This is a genomic window from Streptomyces sp. NPDC088915 (assembly GCF_044749825.1).
Taxonomy (GTDB): domain Bacteria; phylum Actinomycetota; class Actinomycetes; order Streptomycetales; family Streptomycetaceae; genus Streptomyces.
On record NZ_JBIVIR010000029.1, the window covers coordinates 1 to 15,958 of the forward strand.

The following is a 15,958-nucleotide window of genomic DNA, read 5'->3' on the forward strand; positions in this document are numbered from 1 at the left end:
CCACTCGCTACGACAAAACCCGAGAGTCCTACCAGGCGGCCGTCACCATCGCATCCCTCTTCCTCTGGCTCAACCCTCTTTGAAGACACCGCCTAACGGCGTGGCGAGCCCGGTGAAGAGCTGGACTGCCAAGGACGGTCTACGGGTGGCTGGGGCAGCCTGACCCGCGTACGAGGACGGCCTTGCACTCCTCCTCTGCCGTGCACTGGCGGCCATGGCACTCAGGTTCTGTGGACCCGGACGGTGTCAGGCGGTGCTGATGCCGGCGAGAGCGTTCTGGAGGCGGCGGACCGCGTCTTCGGCTTCGGTGTACTGCGCGGGGGTGGGTGCGACGGCGCCGAAGGTGGGGCCGTTCTCGTCCGGCAGGGCGCGCCAGTGCAGGACGGGGGTGAGGGCGGTGGCGGCGGCGCCGAGGAACCAGGCCAGGCGACCGTGGACGTGGGCGAGGGCGATGGCCACGGCCGCGAGTGCTTCGCGCAGGTGTGCCAGCCGGTCGACCTCGGGCAGGGCCTGCTGGGCCTGCGGGGTGAGGACGGCGGCGTCCAGATCGGCGGCGGCCTTCGTCGCGATGGACCGGTCGGCGGGTGTCAGGACCCCCACCCGGTCGTGGATCAGCTACTCGGCTTTCCCCACCAAATCCTCGACAACAGCGGGTCTTGCCGGCCTGACGGTGCTCATGAAGCAGGCAAGCCACGCGCTCGACGAGCTCGTGCGGGACGTCGAACGCGGCAGGATACGAAAACCTTCAGGGCCCCTTGGTCACCAGTGTGATAAGTGAAATCAGTACGTCAGTAACAAGGGGTCCTATCCAGTCACCACGCTGCTGGCCAGCATCTTTCATCCCTTAGTACAGGATGAAAGATGCTCAGTAACTCTGGTCACCTCTTCATAGCGACAGCACCGATGGCGCGGTTCTGATCTTCGGACAGGGCACAGATGCCATGCCAGCCATACGCGTCAAAAACATGAAAAACCCTGATCAGTTGATTCTTGTCGAACCGGTTCATTTCCTGCGAGAAGCGTTCAAGATCCACTGTCGGGCGGGGGCCTGCTTCTTTCGCTCTTTCAGAAAATTCATGAGCCAGTGCCCCCGTGCTCGCCATCCAGACTGGAACGGAAAGCAAATCGGTTTCCGTGAGAGCTTGGTAGATTATTTCCGCCGAGCTCCACCCGTTTCCAATGAGAGTGCGGCAGAGCTCAAGCGCATCGCTGGTCTGTATCTCTCCTACTGCACCGACAGCCTGAGATGTGGGATCTACCAGGGGTCCCGTAACGGTTGTAGAAGAAATCGCTTGGCCGGCATCCTCGGAAGTCATGCACAGAAATAGCGAAGTTGCGAGATGGATCCGAAAAAGGCGCACAAATTCAGCTCGCTCCTCCCTTGCTTTCTCCGCGAATCGGTCGAGGTCCATTGTCCTTTCAGGCGTGGAGGCCAACATGTCGCGGCGCAGTTCATAGATCCCGGCCACGCTTGCTGATTTCACCCTACGTGCCTTTACGCTAGGCACATCGGTACCCTTGAGGTCTTCTAGGGCTTTCTGGGACGAAGCCCATCCCTGATCGGCTAGCTGTCGGCAAAGATCCGTTGCCGCGGCGGCCGAAAGTTCCAGTACTTGTTCTTCTCGCATTTTTGCCTTACGTCCGTAATGATCATGTGGATGCGGCGGCCCCTTGAGGGGCCGCCGCATCCACATATGTCAAGATGCTGGAACGTGCCATACCTTTGCGCCGGTGACCAGGCCTTCCACCAAGTTCTCCGTCCCCTCCCACAGTTCTGAATTGAACATCATGGATGGGTAGATGGGCTGTCCCAGCGGAAGTTTGACCTGAAGGATTACACCCGGGAGGTCATTACGACCTTCTGCGGCGCCGCGAGCGTAACGAAGTGCGGTGTTCCGGTTGGTGTCCCATGAGGTGTATATGCTCTCCGTATTACCGGTGTGATGGGCTTCCATGCTCGCAGAACCGCCGCGGGGTTTCGCTATGCCCCGTACTGCGTCATCATATCCAGGGTGCATCACAGACAGGCCGCGATACAGGTACCTGAATCCCGGTTCTTCAGGTATGGAATTTACATTGAACCCTCCGGCGCCCCTTAACGCAGGGTCATCGGCATGGGCCGCTCCAGGGCCGAATCGCCCCGGAACCTGAGCGCTTTGCCGGAAACGATCTGCGATCCATCTGGTGGCGGGCCCTATGAGGCTGCTGCTAGCGCCGCCTGTGGCGCCGGCCAGCAGGTCCCAGGGGCCTGTGGGCTGACAGTGTGCCTCATTGACTGCCCAGGAGAATCCTGCGCCGACGCCGGCGTTCACGACTGCGGAGGCGGCCAAAGCGCGGCCACCGGATAGACCCACCGCCTGAACTGCTGCGTTTCCGACCCCAGGCATGAGGGCTCCGGCTGCGCCACCGGTGAGTGCGCCTTGGCCCGTGGCTTTGGCGAAGTCGCCCCAGGAGAAGTCACCATTGCGGTGTTGCCATCCGTAGATGCCGCCCTCTATGACTGCTCCGATAACGGCACCGACGCCGATGCTGACGCACAGTGGGCAACGGCCTGAGGGGTCCGCCTGGTTGATGGGGTCGTTGTTGGCGTACGCGTACGGGGAGAGGTTGGGGCTGTCGTTGTCCGCGGGTTGCGGGTCAGGCGAGGCGAAGCGGCCGGTATTGGGGTCGTAGCTGCGCTCGCGTAGGTGGAGCCGGCCTGTGAGGGTGGGGTCGGTGTACTGGCCGGCGTAGCCGAAGGCGCTGTCCTGACCGCCTGTGGTGGTGGCCTCACCGGTGGGAACGCCCCAGTCGCTGTAGGTGTAGCTGTAGGTCTGCTTGCCGGAAGCGTTGTAGACCGCGCTGATGGAGTTCTGGCGGTCGTGGGTCATGTAGAAGACGCCGGTGGTGCGGTTCTGTGCTTCGGCGATGCCGTCCGGGTTGTACTGGTAGTCGGCGATCAGGGCGCCGACGCCATTGGTTTCGGTGGAGATCTGTGGCAGGGGGTTGACCACGTCCCAGAGAGTGGTGCGGGTCAATGTTCCGTTCTTGCTGGTGGTGGTCCGGTTTCCGTCGGCGTCGTTGCCGAAGGTGTAGGTGTTGGAGCCGAGGGTGGCGGACCTCAGGTGCCCTAGCGGGTCGTAGGTGTAGGTGCCGCTGGCGTCCTTGGTGAGATTCCCGTCGGCGTCATAGGCGAAGTCATCGGTGGACGTTCCTCCGACGCGCTTGGTCAGCTGGTCGGCGGCGTCGTAACTGTTGGTGCGGGTGTCCCCGGCGGTGGTGGCGCCAGTGAGGTTGCCGACCTTGTCGTAGGTGTAGGTACTGCCGTCCGTGCCGGCAAGGCACGAGACCGCGGTGGAGATGTCGGTGCAGGTCTGGGTTACGCGGCCGACTGCGTCGTATGCGTAGCGGTTCGGAAGACCGGTGGTGCCGGCGTCCTGGAAGTAGTCTGCGGTGACGCGTCCGGCGAGGTCTCGTTCGATGTAGCGGGCTCCGGAGCCTTCGGATACGGAGGCGAGCTGTCCGGACCGGTCGTAGGTGCGTTCCTCAGTGACGGCCGTGGTTGTGGGCAGCTTGGTCGTGGTGCGATTTCCGGCGGCGTCGTAGGCGTAGATGGTGGTTTTGCCGCTTACGGTCTGGCTGGTGATGTGACCATCGCTGTCGTAGCCGTATGTCGCTTTCTGCCCCGACTGCACCGTTGTGATGATGGCGCCGCTCAGGTGTCCGGCGTTGTCACCGCGCCACAGGCGCAGGCGGCCGGAGGTGTCGGACGCGACCGTGTCCAGGGTCTGCCCGGCGTCGAACCTGCCTGCTACGGGGGCGCCGTATGAGGTCCAGTCGTCGGTCTGCAGGATGAATGTGCCGAATTTGCCAGTGCCTGTGGACGGGTAGAAACGCACCTTTCGATTGGCCGTGTCGTGGGCCAGGAAGTCGGTTTTCCCGTCGCCGTTGAAGTCACCAGGTGTGAGGTTCATGCTGCCCCAGCCGGCACCGAGGTCGGTGCGGGCACCCAGGGTGCCGTCACCGTTGCCGGGGTAGAGGTACAGGTGCCCGTCGGTGGAGTTGACGGCCAGGATGTCGAGCTTGCCGTCGCTGTTGTATTCCAGGGAGATCAGCCGGTAGGTAGCCCAGCCGCCACCGATGAGGGTCCGGGCGTTGAAGGTGCCGTCGCCCTTGCCGGGGTAGAAGTACATCTTGTTCTCGGAGGTACTGGTGGCCAGGAAGTCCTGTTTGGCGTCGGCGTTGAAGTCGCCGGCGGTCAGGATCATCGTGGCCCACCCGGCGCCCATGTCGATGGGGGACGCGAAACCCCCCGCTCCGTTGCCGTTGTAGCGGTACAGACGACCAGTTGACTTGTCGATCGCCAGGAGGTCGATCCTGCTGTCACCTGTGTAGTCGATTGCCAGGAGCTGGTTGAATCCGGTCCCGGAGCCGGTCAGAGCAGCTCGTGTGCTGAAGCTGCCGTCTGGCCGACCGAGGTAGGTTCGGATGCCGTTTTTGGCGTCGGCGCGGATCACATCGGTGATTCCGTCACCGTTGAGGTCCGCTGAGGCGGTTTGTGTGGCGCCTGACCAGTCGAGGGGCGTCCCGGTCGTGTAGTCCTGGGCGCGGGAGGTGATCCGTCCCTCGGCGTCGTAGGTGTAGGTGAACGAGCCCTTGCCTGCCGACGATGTGATTGACGTCGGCCTGCCTTCCAGGTCGTATCCGAAGGTTCGGGTCCCGGTCCCGTCGGAGACGGTCTTGGTCTGGCCGGCCGCGTCATAGGTGTACGACAGGGTCGGAGTGGCGTCGGAGTACGTGGTTCTGGCGAGCCGGTTGCGGGCGTCGTAGGTGTTGGTGATGGTCTGGCCGCGGGCGTTGGTGGTCGTGGTCCGGTTGCCCTCGGGGTCGTACAGGAACGCGGTGGCGCGGCCCAGAGGATCGGTGATCTTGTTCAAGCGGCCTGTGCCGTCGTAGCCGTATCGGGTGATGTGCCCGTTGGCGTCCTGGCGGGTGAGGAGGTTTCCGGCATCGTCATAGCCGAGCGTCGTGATGCCCTGGTCTGGGGCGGTGACCTTGCTCAGCTGGCCGATCACGTCGTATTCGTAGGCGGTTTTCTTCCCCAGGCCGTCAGCCCGCTCCACCAGTCGGCCGGCAGCATCGTAGGTGTTTGTGATGATCTTGGTGCCGTATGGGTTGGTCTGGCTGACGATGTGGCCGGCCTCGTCGTAGGCGGTGGTCCAGGTGTACTGCGCCGGATCCGCGCCAATGACGTTGCCCCGGGGCTCAACGGTGCTGACCAGCTGTCCATTGTCGTTGTAGCCGTAGGTCGTCTTGTTACCCAGAGGTGAGACCTCGGAGGTGAGATTTCCCGCGGTGTCGTAGCTGTAGGTGATGGTGCGGCCAGCGCGGTCGGTGGTGGTCAGCAGCTGGTTGTTGGCGTCGTAGGTGTTGACGACTGTCTTGCCAAGTGCGTCGGTGGTCTTGGTGACATTGCCTTCACCGTCGTACTCGGTCTTGCGTACACGCCCGAGTGGGTCGGTGACCGCAACCGGCCGGTTCTCCGCGTCGTAGTCCGTCTTGGTGGTGTTGCCAAGCGGGTCGGTTTCCGTGACCCGATTGCCGACCTCGTCGTATCCGTATTTCCATGTGTATTTCGACGGATCGGCCCCCGCTATATTGCCGCGGGCAGTGGTCATCGTCAGCAGACGGCTGGCCTTGTCATAGGTGTAGGTCGTCTTTGCTCCGGCCGCGTCGGTCCGGGAGGCGACGTTCCCCATGACGTCGTACGTTGTAGTCGACACACGACCGGCCGCGTCCTTCACCTGGGTCAGCCGGTTCGCCTCGTCGTAGAGATAGTTTGTGGTCTTGCCGGCCGCGTCCGTGACCGTCGCCAGATTGCCCGCTGTGTTGTAGGTGCGAGTGGTCGTACTGCCCGTTGCGTCCTTCGTCGACGCCAGGCGGCCGGCATCGTCATATGTGTAAGACTTCGTGTACTTCGACGGATCCGCTCCCGCCACGTTGCCACGTGGATCGGTCCGACTTGCGACCCGCCCTGCAGCATCGAATGTTCGCGTTAGACGAGCTCCATCGGGCTGGGTCACCGAGACCTGATTACCCAATTCGTCGTAAACGAATCGAGCCGTCTTGCCTCGCGGATCCGTTATCGTCTGCACTTGGCCATTTGAGGCGTATGTATACGCTGTCGAATTTCCGGCGGGATCGACAGCTTTCTTCAGCCGGTTACTGGAGTCGTAGGTGTAGGTGGAGCGCTTTGAATTTCCATCAGTGTAACTGTAGACGTTTCCACTGATCGGCATTTCGTAGCCCCAGCGCTCAGTATGGAGTGGAGCGCTAATGGATGTCAGCCAGCCGTTCCCTTGATCATCTAGTTCCATGGCGACTTTGTTCCCTCTGGCGTCAGTTGTGCGCAGAAGGTCCAGGTGATAGGTGTATTCGTACGAAGTCTTCTTTCCGTAAGGATCGTATTTACTCAGAAGCACATTTCCGCTGCTGTACAGGTCGGTCCACACCCCACCATCAGGCATGGTGTAGTCCGTTTCGTTTCCGTTGTAGGCGAATTTTACCTTTTCCCCGGAAGGGCCAGTCTGTTCATAAACCCGCCCTTGGGTGTCATAAGAGTTTCGGAGGAAGTAATTTCCCTGCCCGTTCTTGATGGCGGAAATTTTCCCGCCCGAACCGTATTCGTAAGAGACGGAATTTGTTCCGTTGTTCCTGACTGATGTAAGCCGACCGGACTCGTATTCATATTCAACACTTCGTCCGTCCGAGAAGCTGATCATAGAAATCAGCTCCCCGGAGAATGTAAAACTTGCACTCCGCCCGCGCGGATTTTTGATGCTTGCTACGTGGCCAGATGAATCGTAGGTGAAGCTGGTGGTCTGCTTTTGTTTGTTAATTCGTGAAGTGAGCTGTCCTGCGGAGTTGAACTTCAGCTCATTTCCCTCACGAGTTCGAAGCGTGTATCCGCTTAAACTGCCAGTCAGGGTCGAATGCGAAATGCTTGGCGGTGAATAAGTTCCGTCTGCTTCTTTAGTGAAAAGGTATTTAGACCCGTCTTCGGAAACTAAAAGTGCGTCACCGCTGTCAGATATTTCTAGTCTGGTGTCCCAAGCGGACTTCCAACCGAACCCCAAAGGCCCTGATGTATTCAGGCTTGACGTGTAGGTTCGGGAGAATTCGAGCTCAGAGCTTCCGAGAAGGAATCCGTCACTTACCGTCTGCCCAAAGGCTCCCGTAGCAGTATTGACACCGAAGCCACCTTCAGATTGGCAGTGCGACGAACTGGCAGAGTTACCTGCACAACCACCTAAAGCCTGCTCTGCTCCCACACTGGCAAGGCCATGTGTCGTAACGCTTGTTCCATATCCCCATCTAGCATCGGGCCAAGTTCCATCTTCATTCGGGTCCATAAACCCGAAACTGAGCCACGGCGCGGCATTATTGGAAGATGAGGCATCTACTGCTTTCTTGCAGTAAGAAGAATCATACGTGAACGTGTAAGAGAATGACCCTCCCGGCTGCAGGGGCGCCCAGGGGGGAACAGAATGCTCTCTGACCGAGTACGAGTGGCTATAATTCGTGGCTGTCTGGTTAATTACCTCGGAATGAAAGTATGCGGATTTGCTTCCTTGCTGGCAGTGGTAGTAGGCGCGAATTGGAATTATTTTTGGGCTTTTGTCGCCATCATCATCTACAAGCGAATCTGGCTCGTAGTAGATAAAGGCTTTAAGGGTGAGCTTCTCGCCGTCTTTTGGTATGTATTCTGCTGTTTCATAGGCCGGGGCGGGGGCCCTGTGGCTTATGCCAACTACTGTTCCATCGGCGCGAAGCAGTTCCGTATGGTCGCTATAGGAATAATAAAGCCTATTTTCTGCAGAAACAGCCGGGCGTTTCGCGGAATTCGATTTTCCTTCTAATTTTTTTCTATCGGTTCTGACGGAGGGCTCAAGCTTTAGACTTTTTCGTGCTGCGGCATCCTGCCTGACTTGATTCCTGCGCTGCTCCAAACTCATCGCTTTCGGAGCTTTAACCTCATCTGGGCCTCGGTTGCTTCGTATTACCGAGTTCACCAATGGGTTTAATATCTTGGCCGGCACCGCCTGTGCTGCCCCGGGCAGGAGCAGGCTCCACACGATGGCGAAAAGTGAAATGACTCTGGCTCTTTTTAGTATTTTCGTGAACAACGGTACTCCTGGAAGAAAGGGTGAAAATTTAAACTGCGCAAGCGGGAATCTCACTCCTTAGTGATCGTGGAATTTCGATAGGCTTTTAGCCCAAGGTGCTCGCGCAGAGCTAGCAGTCGATCACTCTAGGCGCTACCAGCACTGTTCGGCGAGGCCAACTTTCCTCCACGGTTATGTATGGCCAAAAAAATTCGGTAACCGGAGTGAAGCGTCTGCTCCTTCAAGGCACGTCCAACTACGTAAGGTCGGTGAACCGGAGGAGGATGACCGCGTGGTAGAGCCTGGCGGTTGTCTCATACGGAACTCTTGATGCCGGGCTTGAGGGCAAGTTAGGGCCGGTAGTTCCTCATTGGTGTCTTTTTCGCCTAATTTTTCATCCAGCATCCAGCATCCAGCATCCAGGGATTGGGTGTACTGCATAGTTTTCGGGTCATGTCAGGAGATGGTGCTCTCGCTTGTGGGGCGGTGCTCGGGGAGATCTGGTCCGATCAGGAACCCAGCGTTGGTGGTCTTCATCGAGAACTCGACGGTGTCGATATCAAGGAGCAGGTTGCCGGCGAGCCGTACCGCAGGTCGGGTCAGTACCAGGAGGACGACTGCGGCCCAGGTCGCGCTGACCGGCGGGATCGGCGAGAAAGGACAGGCGGCGTTCGCGGAAGTCCTGACGGCATGGCACGAGGCCAAGGTCGACGGCTGACGCACGTTCACGCCCCCGTCACGCGCGACCGCGTCCGGCCGGACCCCCGCCCGGACAGACGCCGTTGAGGACGGCATGCGACACGACACCGCCGAGCCGGTCACCGGCACCTACCCCGACGAACCCCGCCTCGCCCTGCTCACCCACACCGAGGCCCGCGAGGCGATCGAGCTCCTTCAGCTCCTGGAACAGCTCGACCCCGGCGGGCGCGGTCCGGCGGCCGGGCACCTCGCCGCCGACCTCGCCCACCGCCTGCCCGCCTCGTAGCCGAACCCGCTCCGGCCTGAGCCGGGGTGCCGGCGGGTCAGCTCGGCCTGAGCGCGAGGCCTTCGCGGGAGAAAATGATCTCGCCGGTCACGGCCCCGGGGACGGTCGCGGTCAGGGGCGGCGCTGCACGGTCTCCTGGACGTACGCCTCGGGATTATCCTCGCCGCCCAGGAGGTGACCGAGGGCCAAGAGCAGGGTGCTCTCCTTGACATCGGTCTCGATGCGCAGGATGAGCTCCTGGCCCTTGAGCCACTCGCTGTTCTGCCGGACGCGTGGGTACGACTCCTGGCAGCGGGTGTCCCCGGCGATCAGAAGGCGGCGGAGCAGGATGTCGTCGACGATCGCGTCCGCGGCGTCGCGGGGAGCGGTGAAGCCGCTGATCGGGGTGCACATGTCCGGCTCAACGAGCCTGCGGGGATGCGGAAACCGGCAGTGCGGGCGGGTTACCGGGCGTGCTGCTCGCAGTGGGAGAAGACCGGCGGGTCCTCGAACATCTCGCGCTGGGCTTCGTAGACCTGCTCCCACAGCTCCGGGGTGTAGGGGTAGACGACGACCGGCTTCTCCGCCGCCGTCTCCTTCTCTCCCATCGTGATGTAGGGGAAGCGGTGCCGGGCCGCCACCGTTTGCGGGTTGGTCCCCGGCGCGAACGCGAGCGTCGGGTTCACCCACAGCCGGGCCACCCCGTCCACGTCCCCGTCCAGGACGAGGAACTCCCGCTCCACGAGCCATGCCACCTCGGCCCGCAGCTCCTTTACGGATGTCTCCAGGTCCTCGGCCTGGGCGGCGAAGTCGAACCGCACCGGCGCATCGGCTTCGAGGAGGTACGAGATGTTCGCCACCAGATGGTCCAGGTCGAGGCCCCTGTACCGCTTCGCGCTCATGCCGATGCAGGTGGCGGGTGGCGAACCTGGCGGGGCCGATGCTGATCCCGTCGTCGCATCCGCAAGAGCTCATGCATGGTCTCCGTCCGTCGTGATGGTCGTGCCCTGCTTCAACGAGCGGACCGATCAGCGGATGCCCTGGAATCCCGGGCCGAGACCGCGCCGCCGAGGCCTGCGCCCGGCACGCGGAGCGGGCGCCCCGGGCACCGTCGCGGCCGGGGCTGGTTCCGGTTCGGTGTCGGTGGACAGGCCCAGGCGTCGGCGGACCGTGGCCGTCGCGGCGGTCACCGCGATCAGCGCCTCGTGGACGTCGGGGTCGATCCGGGCGAGCGCGGCGGTCAGGGTGTCGATGGCGACCAGGGCGTCGTCGGCGGCGGCCGCGCTCCAGCCGGAGCCGGCTGTGGCGTCCGCGAGGTCGCACGCCGCCTCCGCGACCTTGTCGGCCTACTCCTCGATGCCGGGCCACACCCGGTCCACCAGCCCCATGCCGTCCCCAACGCCGTGCGCGGCCCCGGGGACACTGCCGGCCGGAACCACTCAGGGAGTCCAGGCGGTCAGGGCGGTGGCGATGTCGCGGATGTCCAGTCCCCTCGCGGTCTTCTTGACCAGGTCGACGGCCTGCTCGGTGCCGATCTTCACCGGTCGGCCGCTGGCGTTCAGGAACGCGGCGGCGACGACAGCGGCGTACAGCTTGTTGGAGTGCTCCAGGGCGGGCAGCCGGACCAGGGACTGCAGGAGGGCGGCGGCGCGGTGGTGCGGTTCGGGATAGACGGTGGTGTCCATGACGACGGCGCAGTGGCGTGCCCGGGCAGCCTCCAGGACACCGAAGTCGACCACGTCGGGATCGCCCAGGATCTTCTCCTGGGCGACGTCCAGGAGCCAGATGAGGTCGACGGTCAGGTTCACGCGGCCCGGTCCCCGGCGGCGGGGTGGGGGCCGAAATGCTCGGCGAAGCCGAAGGCGTGCTCGGCGACGAACTCCTCGGCGCCGGCGAGGAACCGGGCGCGGGTGACGTCGTCGGTGAGCATCCGCGCCGCGTACTCCTCGGCCGGGACACGGCTGTCGGCGGCGAGCGCCTGGAGCTGCTCGTAGACCTCGTTGGTGACGGTGACCCGCAGCTCGCGGCGGCCGGGGTACGAAGCGTCCGTGCTCATGGCGTTCTCCTGGCGGATGGAGAGCAAGGGGTCCGGGGGCCTAGAGGTTGTCCCGTAACTGCTGGCCAGAGGTGAGATGATCTTGCCGTGGCTGGTGTGATCACGGCGTCGGAGCCCTCGTGGATAGGGCCGTTCACCGGGCTGAGCCCTCGGCAGTTCAACAAGCTGATCACCGCGCTGCGGCGTGAGGGGGCCGATCCGGTCCGCAAGGGCCGGCCGTGGTCGCTGCCGTTGGAGGACCGGGTGCTGCTGGTGGCCGCGTACTGGCGCACCAACCTCACCCTGCGCCAGCTTGCCCTGCTGTTCGGCATCTCCAAGTCGGCGGCCGACCGGATCGTCGACCATCTCGGACCGGCTCTCGCCCTTCAGCCCCGGCGGCGGTTCCGCAAGAACACCGTGCTCATCGTCGACGGCACCCTGGTCCCCACCCGCGACCGGACCGTGGCCGCCTCCAGCAAGAACTACCGCTACTCCACCAACCACCAGGTCGTCATCGACGCCGACACCCGCCTGGTCGTCGCCGTCGGCCGGCCACTGCCCGGCAACCGCAACGACTGCCGGGCCTGGCAGGACTCCGGCGCCAAGACCGCGGTCGGCACCACTCCCACGGTGATCACCGACGGCGGCTACCGGGGCACCGGCCTGGCCATCCCGCACTACCGCTGGCACAAGAACGAAGAACTACCGGCCTGGAAGGAGGAGCACAACGCCTCCCACCGCAAGGTCCGGGCCCGCGTCGAGCACACCTTCGCCCGCATGAAGAGCTGGAAGATCCTCCGCGACTGCCGCCTCAAAGGCGACGGCGTCCACCACGCCATGCTCGGCATCGCCCGCCTCCACAACCTCACCCTCACCGGATGACAGGCAAACAAGCAGGCCAACCCGCATGGCTCAAATCATTTACGGGACAACCTCTAGGGCTGTGACATACAAGTCGGCGAGTTTCTGCGGAACGTTGGGGCTAAGGAGGGCAGTCAGTTTGGCGGAGGCCCACGCCTTCTGACGCGGGCCTCTGTCGTTGGTGGGCCGAATATGCCGGGCCAAGCGACTCTAGTCAGTCCGCGATCTTGCCCGTAAGCGAGTCTATCCCCTTGAATTGGAGGTAATACTCGGCGTTGTAGGTGGTGTTGTAGTGAACGACCGTCCACCTCCCCACCGGAGCCCACGTCCATGAGCCGCACCAGGTCCTGCCGCATACTTTTACCCAGCGGCCCTCGTCAAGTTTGACGTTGATGTCGTTGCATGCGCCGCTCACCCTGGTATAGGCGCCCCGATTCGGCCAGTAGGAGTGGTCGGTGGAGCTGGTCCCCTCGTACGACCAGAACGACACATTCGTTGGAGCGGTGTAGCAGCCCGGGGCCTTCGCTACGCCAACGGTTGCTGCTTCTGAGGGCATAATGCCTGCAGTAAGAAGCAGAGCCGCACCGACCAAAGCGGAGGCGTTTCGCCCGAGATTGATCATTTTCTTTTCTCCGTTCGCAGAGTGCTTTCTCCGTGTTTTCGGAGTGAGGGTCGAGATTCTGCATCAAAACAGTGGTGCGGCTTGATGTGCCAGCTTCGTCCGGTCTCTTTCACAGCCATTCGGGAACGAAAAAATGAACCGTTTCTTCCCGGCCCCCGTCGCCTATAGTGCGAGCTCGGAAAAGTTCGGTCATGCCGTCGAAGGGTTCTTGCCCATCGGAGTGGAGACGTCGTGGAGGCATCGGCCGGGGCGGTCGGCGCAGCTCGGCCCGTGTTGTCCATAACACCGCGTGCGGCTGCGGGGAGCCTGCCGGCAGGGCCCCCGAGCGCCGTGCGGGTGTCCCCCCGACATCCGCACGGCGCCCCCCTCGCCTCAGCACTCGAAGCGGCTGCCGCCGTCCGGGAGGAGGGTGTCCTTCACCCAGCCGTTCACCGACGTGCCGTCCTTGCGCAGGTGGGTCCACGTCCCCTCGTTCTGCGTGGTCGTGTAGCAGTGGTAGTAGACCTGGTCACCCGGGTTGAGGGTGCCGACGACACCACAACCGGACGCTGCGTGCGGGCCCGAGCGGATGTTCACGTTGCTGCGCTTGATCTCCTTCGGGTCCTTGTCGTCGTGGTCGAGGTTCCACCACGCGTGGGAGCAGTTCAGGGCGCCGGTCCCGCCGGAGGTCCCGGCCGTGGCGGTCGTCGGGGTCAACACCAGTGCCGCGCCCGCGACCGTGGCTGCGGCCAGCACGGCCGCGCTCTTCTTCATCAACATGTCGTCCTCATCTCGCTCTCTGGGCGCAGGGCCGTCGTGGATGCGCGGGCGGCCGCTGCCGTGCGGTGGAGGCGTGTCTGGGGCTGCCGGGTCCGATACGGACCGTGCCCCTGCGTCCGTATTCAGGCTCTCCGGTTGTGCGGGCGGCCTCCACACGATTCGGTCTGATCCGAACCGGACCTGTCAGGGGCGCCCGGAGGGGGCATTGAGCAGCGCGATGCCTGTGGGGGTGGCGACGTGCGCGGTCGTTCGGTGCTCTCGGTGGGTGTCGATGAGGCCTGCGTTGCGCAGGGTCGTGGCGTGCTCGCTGGCGCTGGCTTTGGCGATGCCGACGAGCGCGGCGAGCTGCTGGGTCGAGCAGCCCGGGTGCTCGGCGATGGCGCTGAGCACCGCTGCCCGGGTGTGGCCCAGCGCGGATCCGATGGCGTCGATCGCCGGTGCCGTCCGGCCGTCGTCGGACGGGAAGGATGCGAACAGCGGGGCGATCGCCGCCTCCTGGAGCCGGGCCACCGGATAGGTGAGGATGGGTTGAGGTATCGCGTCGAGGTTGATGATCGGGGCCTCGGCGGCGAACACCGACGGCTGGAGCAGCATCCCCCGTCCGGCTAGGTGTACGTCGGCGTCCAGGCCGGAGATGGTCGTGATCTTCAAGACGGGCGCTCGCCAGCGGATCCAGCGTGGGTTGACGCGTCCGAGGAGGGTTTCGACGCCGCCGTTGAGCACCTGGCGGGACCGCACGGCGGCATCGGCTGCTGTCATGGCCTGGACCTCCTGCCAGTGGGGGACGAGGGCATGTTCGGCCACGTGCTCCAGGCTGTCGCACAACTGGCGCAGCAGGAGCGGTTCGTCGGACAGCCGGTGAGCCCAGTTGGGCAGGGGCTGGTGCCGGGCGGTGCTCTCCAGGCTGGCTCGCAGCCGAATCCGGGGTGTGGACCGGATCTGTTCGAGCAGTTCTGCGGGGGTCGCACCGTCCGCTCCGCTGAGGAAACCGGTGATCCTCCCCCTCGGGGGCATGAGCGCGAGGGCCATGCGGGAGGCGGGGTGCAGGGCGGAGAGGGTGCGGTGGCGCCAGGCCCCGAGCCGCACCTGGTGCGAGCGTTCCTGGAGCTGGCGTGCGGCGGAGCTCAGCTCGATGCAGGGCGCAGGGCCGTCTGCGACGCGGGTCCGCGCGAGGTCCTCCATGGTGAAGTGGATACGTAACGGCACGTCGTCGCCAACTCCCGGAGCCTGACCGGCCTCGGCCGGTGCCACCGTCCTTTTACTCTCGACGCCCATCGTGACGGGGAGGGGACGCAGTGACCAGTAAGGATCGAGCCGACGCCAAGACCTTAGGCGGTGGGTCGGGACAGCCGGAGCGACCGGCCGGACGGCCTGGTTCAGTGGTCGGGGCGCATCCGGCGGCCCACCGAGGCTGGCGTCCGATGCGCAGGCCGGGAACCCTACAGGCCGTGGCAGCTGGGCCCCAGGCACGTGCCACCGTTCTGGCCTGCAAGGGCGAGGTCCTCTCCCTGTGTCCGGCCGGGAGGATCTCGACGTTCCCTCGCCACGCCTGCCTTGCAGTAGAAGCGTGTGAAGCCACTGCGCACTACACCTGCCTGTGGAATATGTCGTGATCCGCCTGCGGAGGGGCTGGGCCTGGCTGCATCGTAGTTCCGGGAAGCCCCGGGCGCCGTGTTCGGGGCGTCGACGTCGAGGCGGAGGAGGAGCTGGTGATGTACGGGGAGCGCAGCGGGTGGCGGCGGGACGGGTTCGAGTCGCACGAGGGCATGGTCGGGGTGCTGCTGGCCGACGGCAGCGAGCCGAAGCCGGTCCTGTTCGACCTGGGCAGCGGCGCTGCCTTCCACGAGTCGAGCGACTGGTGGCACTACGACGGCACCTTCCGCCGGCCCACCGCGGTGTCGATGCGGGGCCGGTGTGCGTGCGGCTGGCGCGGCACGACGAGGTACCCGATCGACTGGGAGACGGTCCGCGAGGACGACGACCCCGACGCCTACGACACCTCGGGCCCGTACGAGGAGTGGGAGGCCCACCTCGACGACGTCGCCGGACGCGCGGTGCCCCTGCCCGAGGACCTCGCGGAGCTGCTGGGGCAGGTGCGCGAGCGCCTGGACCGGCTCTGGTTGAAGGAGGACAAGATGCGCGCGTACGCGACGATGCTGAAGACCTGCGACGACCTGGAGGCCATCGTCGCCGAGACCGGCCCGCAGGCCGCCCGGGCCCTGACCCATGAACACGACGAGGTTGAGGGCGAGGGCGAGGACGGAGCGGTGCCCGCGCTCGCCGAGGCCCTCGGCATGACCGAGAAGGCCGCCCGTACGCGCCTTCGGCACTACGAGCACCTCACCTGGCGCTGACCCGCCGGGCCCGCCGCCCCGGAGGACGTCCGGTCAGTGCGGCTTGTCGGGGTCCATGTTCATGTCGAAGCACAGGTCGCGCAGGATGCGGAGCATTTGCTCCAGGGCGACGATGTGCTCCCCCCCCCGTACGGCGACGGGCACGTGCGCCCGCTCCCACAGGGCCACGTCCGTTTCCCGCCGCGCCTGCAGCTCCTTCAGCCCCGAGTGACTCATTCC

General features: G+C 64.1%; 15 protein-coding genes and 1 pseudogene. 4 read left to right on the forward strand and 12 right to left on the reverse strand.

The window, feature by feature from the left end; translation table 11 throughout:
• Positions 1–246: 246 nt before the first annotated feature.
• The 4 genes and pseudogenes from ACIP5O_RS34915 to ACIP5O_RS34930 all read right to left on the reverse strand — a co-directional run.
• Positions 247–600, reverse strand: a complete 354-nt coding sequence (locus ACIP5O_RS34915) for a hypothetical protein (RefSeq protein WP_401301278.1) — start codon at positions 598–600, stop codon at positions 247–249.
• A 278-nt stretch (positions 601–878) separates the two neighbouring features.
• Positions 879–1,688 (reverse strand): hypothetical protein, encoded by an 810-nt coding sequence (locus ACIP5O_RS34920; protein WP_401301279.1) that lies wholly within the window; start codon positions 1,686–1,688, stop codon positions 879–881.
• Between the two features lie 9 nt (positions 1,689–1,697).
• Positions 1,698–6,761 (reverse strand): FG-GAP-like repeat-containing protein, encoded by a 5,064-nt coding sequence (locus ACIP5O_RS34925; protein WP_401301400.1) that lies wholly within the window; start codon positions 6,759–6,761, stop codon positions 1,698–1,700.
• 33 nt (positions 6,762–6,794) lie between these two features.
• Positions 6,795–7,994 (reverse strand): annotated as a pseudogene (locus tag ACIP5O_RS34930) (RHS repeat domain-containing protein); the annotation flags it as partial.
• A 676-nt stretch (positions 7,995–8,670) separates the two neighbouring features.
• Between ACIP5O_RS34930 and ACIP5O_RS34935 the strand changes: the two are divergent.
• The gene (locus ACIP5O_RS34935; protein ID WP_401301282.1) at positions 8,671–8,862 is read left to right on the forward strand and encodes a hypothetical protein; all 192 of its coding nucleotides are present in this window, start codon (positions 8,671–8,673) and stop codon (positions 8,860–8,862) included.
• A 75-nt stretch (positions 8,863–8,937) separates the two neighbouring features.
• Positions 8,938–9,129, forward strand: a complete 192-nt coding sequence (locus ACIP5O_RS34940) for a hypothetical protein (RefSeq protein ID WP_401301284.1) — start codon at positions 8,938–8,940, stop codon at positions 9,127–9,129.
• Positions 9,130–9,240: 111 nt separating this feature from the next.
• Here ACIP5O_RS34940 and ACIP5O_RS34945 read toward each other — a convergent pair whose 3' ends face one another.
• The 4 genes from ACIP5O_RS34945 to ACIP5O_RS34960 form a co-directional block, all read right to left on the reverse strand.
• Entirely contained in the window at positions 9,241–9,522 is a 282-nt protein-coding gene (locus tag ACIP5O_RS34945; RefSeq protein WP_401301287.1) for a hypothetical protein, read from the reverse strand.
• Between the two features lie 50 nt (positions 9,523–9,572).
• Positions 9,573–10,010: a hypothetical protein gene (locus ACIP5O_RS34950; RefSeq protein WP_401301289.1), complete on the reverse strand. Its 438-nt coding sequence runs from the start codon at positions 10,008–10,010 to the stop codon at positions 9,573–9,575.
• A gap of 537 nt (positions 10,011–10,547) precedes the next feature.
• Positions 10,548–10,916, reverse strand: coding sequence for a fic family toxin-antitoxin system, toxin component (locus ACIP5O_RS34955; RefSeq protein WP_401301291.1), 369 nt, complete (start codon positions 10,914–10,916; stop codon positions 10,548–10,550).
• Positions 10,913–11,164: a hypothetical protein gene (locus ACIP5O_RS34960; RefSeq protein WP_401301294.1), complete on the reverse strand. Its 252-nt coding sequence runs from the start codon at positions 11,162–11,164 to the stop codon at positions 10,913–10,915. The genes ACIP5O_RS34955 and ACIP5O_RS34960 overlap by 4 nt, the downstream gene beginning before the upstream one ends.
• 87 nt (positions 11,165–11,251) lie before the next feature.
• On the opposite strand from ACIP5O_RS34960, the gene ACIP5O_RS34965 reads away from it, so the two are divergent.
• Entirely contained in the window at positions 11,252–12,025 is a 774-nt protein-coding gene (locus ACIP5O_RS34965; RefSeq protein WP_401301297.1) for a transposase, read from the forward strand.
• Positions 12,026–12,218: 193 nt separating this feature from the next.
• On the opposite strand, the gene ACIP5O_RS34970 is transcribed toward ACIP5O_RS34965, so the two are convergent.
• From ACIP5O_RS34970 to ACIP5O_RS34980, 3 genes are all read right to left on the reverse strand, one after another.
• A complete protein-coding gene (locus ACIP5O_RS34970) occupies positions 12,219–12,626 on the reverse strand; it encodes a hypothetical protein (protein WP_401301300.1) in 408 nt (135 codons plus the stop codon).
• 372 nt (positions 12,627–12,998) lie between these two features.
• Positions 12,999–13,385, reverse strand: coding sequence for a hypothetical protein (locus ACIP5O_RS34975; RefSeq protein WP_401301302.1), 387 nt, complete (start codon positions 13,383–13,385; stop codon positions 12,999–13,001).
• A 183-nt stretch (positions 13,386–13,568) separates the two neighbouring features.
• The gene (locus ACIP5O_RS34980; protein ID WP_401301304.1) at positions 13,569–14,591 is read right to left on the reverse strand and encodes an ArsR/SmtB family transcription factor; all 1,023 of its coding nucleotides are present in this window, start codon (positions 14,589–14,591) and stop codon (positions 13,569–13,571) included.
• A 503-nt stretch (positions 14,592–15,094) separates the two neighbouring features.
• Here ACIP5O_RS34980 and ACIP5O_RS34985 point away from each other — a divergent pair.
• A complete protein-coding gene (locus ACIP5O_RS34985; protein WP_401301307.1) occupies positions 15,095–15,739 on the forward strand; it encodes a hypothetical protein in 645 nt (214 codons plus the stop codon).
• Between the two features lie 33 nt (positions 15,740–15,772).
• Here ACIP5O_RS34985 and ACIP5O_RS34990 read toward each other — a convergent pair whose 3' ends face one another.
• The gene (locus tag ACIP5O_RS34990) at positions 15,773–15,955 is read right to left on the reverse strand and encodes a hypothetical protein (RefSeq protein WP_401301310.1); all 183 of its coding nucleotides are present in this window, start codon (positions 15,953–15,955) and stop codon (positions 15,773–15,775) included.
• Positions 15,956–15,958: the final 3 nt, after the last annotated feature.